Origin of the sequence: Tardiphaga sp., from assembly GCF_041424195.1 — a bacterium.
In the GTDB taxonomy this organism is placed as follows: Bacteria; Pseudomonadota; Alphaproteobacteria; order Rhizobiales; family Xanthobacteraceae; genus Tardiphaga.
The window spans coordinates 1-4,259 of the sequence record NZ_JBGMOE010000189.1 but is presented as its reverse complement, the minus strand read 5'-3'; the positions used below and the strand labels follow the sequence as shown (position 1 = coordinate 4,259).

Annotated in this window: 5 protein-coding genes and 2 pseudogenes; all 7 read right to left on the bottom strand. The window is 63.4% G+C overall.

The window, feature by feature from the left end; translation table 11 throughout:
• Window positions 1-424, bottom strand: a pseudogene (gene ureC, locus ACEK02_RS25085) (urease subunit alpha); the annotation flags it as partial.
• Between the two features lies 1 nt (window position 425).
• Window positions 426-731, bottom strand: a complete 306-nt coding sequence (locus ACEK02_RS25080; protein ID WP_371424207.1) for an urease subunit beta — start codon at window positions 729-731, stop codon at window positions 426-428.
• A 9-nt stretch (window positions 732-740) separates the two neighbouring features.
• Window positions 741-1,043, bottom strand: coding sequence for an urease subunit gamma (locus tag ACEK02_RS25075; RefSeq protein ID WP_068733936.1), 303 nt, complete (start codon window positions 1,041-1,043; stop codon window positions 741-743).
• A 79-nt stretch (window positions 1,044-1,122) separates the two neighbouring features.
• The gene (locus ACEK02_RS25070; protein ID WP_371424206.1) at window positions 1,123-1,959 is read right to left on the bottom strand and encodes an urease accessory protein UreD; all 837 of its coding nucleotides are present in this window, start codon (window positions 1,957-1,959) and stop codon (window positions 1,123-1,125) included.
• A gap of 24 nt (window positions 1,960-1,983) precedes the next feature.
• Entirely contained in the window at window positions 1,984-2,679 is a 696-nt protein-coding gene (urtE, locus tag ACEK02_RS25065; protein ID WP_371424205.1) for an urea ABC transporter ATP-binding subunit UrtE, read from the bottom strand.
• 115 nt (window positions 2,680-2,794) lie between these two features.
• Window positions 2,795-3,640 (bottom strand): urea ABC transporter ATP-binding protein UrtD, encoded by an 846-nt coding sequence (urtD, locus tag ACEK02_RS25060; RefSeq protein WP_371424204.1) that lies wholly within the window; start codon window positions 3,638-3,640, stop codon window positions 2,795-2,797.
• Window positions 3,637-4,259: pseudogene (locus ACEK02_RS25055) on the bottom strand (urea ABC transporter permease subunit UrtC); the annotation flags it as partial. The gene urtD and the pseudogene ACEK02_RS25055, both read right to left, overlap by 4 nt.

Here is a 4,259-nt window from a genome sequence, read left to right as displayed (position 1 = left end):
GGCAGATGAAATGGATGTGGCTGTCGAAGCCGCCGGCGGTGAGGATCTTGCCTTCGCCCGCGATCACGTCGGTGCCGGGGCCGATGATGATGGTGACGCCCGGCTGGATGTCGGGATTGCCGGCCTTGCCGATCGCAGAGATCATGCCGTCCTTGATGGCGACATCGGCCTTCACGATGCCCCAGTGATCGACGATCAGCGCATTGGTGATGACCGTGTCGGCGGCGCCCTGCTTGTTGGTCACTTGCGACTGGCCCATGCCGTCGCGGATCACCTTGCCGCCGCCGAACTTCACCTCCTCGCCGTAAGTCGTGAAGTCCTTCTCCACCTCGATGATCAGATCGGTGTCGGCCAGCCGCACGCGATCGCCGGTGGTCGGCCCGAACATGTCGGCATAGACGGATCGTTTGATCTTCACGGGCATGTCACAGCTTCCCCATCACGTCACCGCGGAAACCATAGACCGTGCGCTTGCCGGCGAGTTCGACCAGTTGCACATCGCGGCTCTGGCCCGGCTCGAAGCGCACCGCCGTGCCGGCGGCGATGTCGAGACGCATGCCGCGGGCCTTCTTTCGGTCGAATTTCAGCGCGGGATTGGTCTCGAAGAAATGGTAGTGCGAGCCGACCTGGATGGGCCGGTCGCCGGAATTCGCCACTGTGAGAGTCACGGCCTTGCGGCCGGCATTGAGCTCGATCTCGCCGTCCTGGATGAAGAGTTCGCCGGGGATCATAGGGGGGCCTCAACGAATGGGTTCGTGGACGGTGACGAGCTTGGTCCCGTCCGGGAACGTCGCTTCCACCTGGATATCGTGGATCATCTCGGCGATGCCGTCCATGCATTGCGCGCGGGTGATGACCTCGGCGCCGGATTTCATCAGCTCGGCCACGGTGCGGCCGTCGCGTGCGCCCTCGACGATGAAATCGGAGATGATGGCGATGGCCTCGGGATGGTTGAGCTTGACGCCGCGCTCGAGCCGGCGGCGCGCCACGATGGCGGCCATCGAGATCAGGAGCTTGTCTTTTTCGCGGGGAGAGAGATTCATCGACAGGTCTCTAGTTAAAGTATTTAGGCATGATCTGATCCGAAAACCGGCCTCCACTTTTCGGCATCATGCCTTAGGTTTAGTTCAACCACATGCGCGGCAGCATCGCGCCCGATCGTCCGAGCACTGCCATCATGTCGGCGCGCAGTCTGGCCGCATCTTGCGCACAGAAGCGGGCCATTGCAAATCCGTTCCAGCAGGAGATCCCGACTTCGCCGCCAACACTATCCGTGACTTCGCGTAGCCGCTCGATGAGCGCCGCGTCGCCGGGCACGATCAGCGCCGTGCCGATGGCCACCGCGCCATGTCCGATCGCGGGTCTCGCCAGTTTCGCGGCGATATCGCCATCCAGCCGCACGTTTTCTGCAAATACCAGCCTGCCACCGCGGCGCACGCGCCAGCGGTCGACGAAAGAACCGTTTCGCATCGCCTCGCCCATAGCAGCGCGGCCGAACACGACGATCTCGCAGGCAAGGAAGGTTGCGCTCTCGGCGAGGTCGATGTCGATGTGCCTGATGGTGCGGGCCTGATCGAACAGGATCGTCTCCTGCGGCAACCACGACAGATGCGCGCCGGCAGCGGCCTTCAACGCGATATTGATCTCGGCGGCGGGGCCATGGGAGCGATAGATCTTCTCGGCGGCCGCGGTGGACATCGTTAGCCGCGTACCCTCGCCGGCCGCGATGTCGATATCGAAACGGTCGCCGCCCGCGGCACCACCGGCGGTGTTGACGAACATCGCGCAAAGCCCGTCGTCCTCGGGGGACGGAAAGCGCACGCGCAGCGAGCCGGATTCATGGAGCTGGCGACGACGGGTCTTGCCCTCCACCAGATGCACGTCGAACGTCACCGCGCCGCGGGCGCGGTTGGCGGCAAAAATCGCCGAGGGCGACAGCGTGGTGTTGTCAGCCTGCATGCATTCTCCGGCGTGACGCCCGCGTTACAGCGCCATCTGGCGGCTGATCTCGGCGGGATCCAGCGTGCTGCGGTCGCAGGTGTATTTCACCGCGCCGCGATCCATCACCGCGAAGTTGTCGCCGAGTTCGCAGGCAAAGTCGAGATACTGCTCCACCAGCACGATGGCGATATTGCCGAGCGAACGCAGATAGGAAATGGCGCGGCCGATATCCTTGATGATGGATGGCTGGATGCCTTCGGTGGGCTCGTCGAGCAACAGGAGCTTCGGCCGCATCACCAGTGCGCGCCCAATGGCCAACTGCTGCTGCTGGCCGCCCGACAGATCGCCGCCGCGCCGGCTGAGCATCGAGTTCAGCACGGGAAACAGCGAGAACACGTCGTCGGGAATATTGCGGTCGGCGCGTTTCAGCGGCGCGTATCCTGTCTTGAGGTTCTCTTCCACGGTGAGCAGCGGAAAGATCTCGCGGCCCTGCGGCACGAAGGAGATGCCGCGCCGCGCCCGCTCGAATGGCTTCAGCGTCGAGATGTCCTGGCCGTCAAAGGTGATGGAGCCTGACGAGATCGCCTGCTGGCCGACCATGGCGCGCAGCAGCGACGTCTTGCCGACACCATTGCGGCCGAGGACACAGGTGACCTTGCCGGGCTCCGCCGAAACGGTGACGCCGCGCAGCGCCTGCGCTGCACCGTAATAGAGGCTGATGTTATCCACCTTGAGCATGTGTGTCCTTTCGGATGCGAGTGGGGACGTGGCGGAATAGTGAGTAGCGAATGGAAGACATGTTTCCCTGTTCGCTACGCCCCATTCGCCATTCGCAACTCATCCCCATTCGCCCCTATCTTCCCAAATACACTTCGACCACGCGATCATTGGCCGAGACATCATCGATGGTGCCTTCGGCCAGCACCGTGCCTTCGTGCAGACATGTCACCTTGACGCCGAGTTCGCGCACGAAGGTCATGTCATGCTCGACCACCATCACGGTCTTGTTGTCGCGATTGATTGCTTTCAGCAATTCGGCGGTCTGATGGGTCTCGACGTCGGTCATTCCCGCCACCGGCTCGTCCACCAGCAGCAGCTTCGGATCCTGCGCCAGCAGCATGCCGATTTCGAGCCACTGCTTCTGGCCATGCGAGAGATTGCCGGCGAGACGATCGCGCGAGCCGGTCAGGCGAATGGTCTCCAGCACCTTGTCGATGCGGTCCGCCTCGGCCTTGCTACCGCGCCAGAACAGCGTGCCGCGCACGGAGTGATCGACATTCAGCGCCAGCAGCAGATTGTCATAGATGGTCTGGCTCTCGAATACCGTGGGCTTCTGGAATTTGCGGCCGATGCCGAGTTCGGCGATCTTGGTTTCGTCCAGCAGCGTGAGATCGTGCGTGCCGTCGAAATAGACATCCCCCTCGTCCGGCTTGGTCTTGCCGGTGATGATGTCCATCATCGTGGTCTTGCCGGCGCCGTTGGGGCCGATGATGGCGCGCATTTCGCCGGGCGCCAGCACCATCGACAGATTGTTGATGGCGTGGAAGCCGTCGAACGAGACATGGACGCCGTCGAGATAGAGCTGCGCCGAAGTGATGCGCTTCTGCCGGGCTTCCGCTTCGCGCGCCGCGACCACGGGATCGATGATGGCGGGTCCGTGTGCGGGCGTCGCCGGGGCCGGCGCTTCAGTTACAGTCATGACGCCTTCTCCGCCAGATGAGGTTTGGTGACGCCATCTTCCGCTGCGGCGCTATCGGCATTCGCGCTATTGCGGGCTTTGCGGCTTTCCGACCAGGCATTGAAGGTGCCGACGATGCCCTTCGGCAGCAGCAGCGTCACCAGAATGAACAGCGCCCCGAGCATGAACAGCCAGTACGGCGCCAGCGCGCCCGACGTGAACACCGTCTTGGCGTAGTTGACGACCACGGCGCCAAGCGCCGCGCCCACCAGCGTGCCGCGGCCACCGACGGCCACCCAGATCACGGCCTCGATGGAATTGGCCGGGGCGAATTCGCCGGGATTGATGATGCCCACCTGCGGCACATAGAGCGCGCCGGCGACGCCGGCCATGCACGCCGACAGGGTGAACACGAACAGTTTGTAGGATTCGACGCGATAGCCCAAGAATCTTGTGCGGGACTCCGCATCGCGCACGGCGATCAGCACCTTGCCGAGTTTCGAGGTGACGATGGCGCGGCAGACGAGGAAGCCGATGATCAGCGCCAGACAGCTCAGCGCAAACAACGCCGCGCGGGTGCCGTCGGCCTGTACGTTGAAGCCGAGGATGTCCTTGAAATCGGTCAGGCCGTTATTGCCGC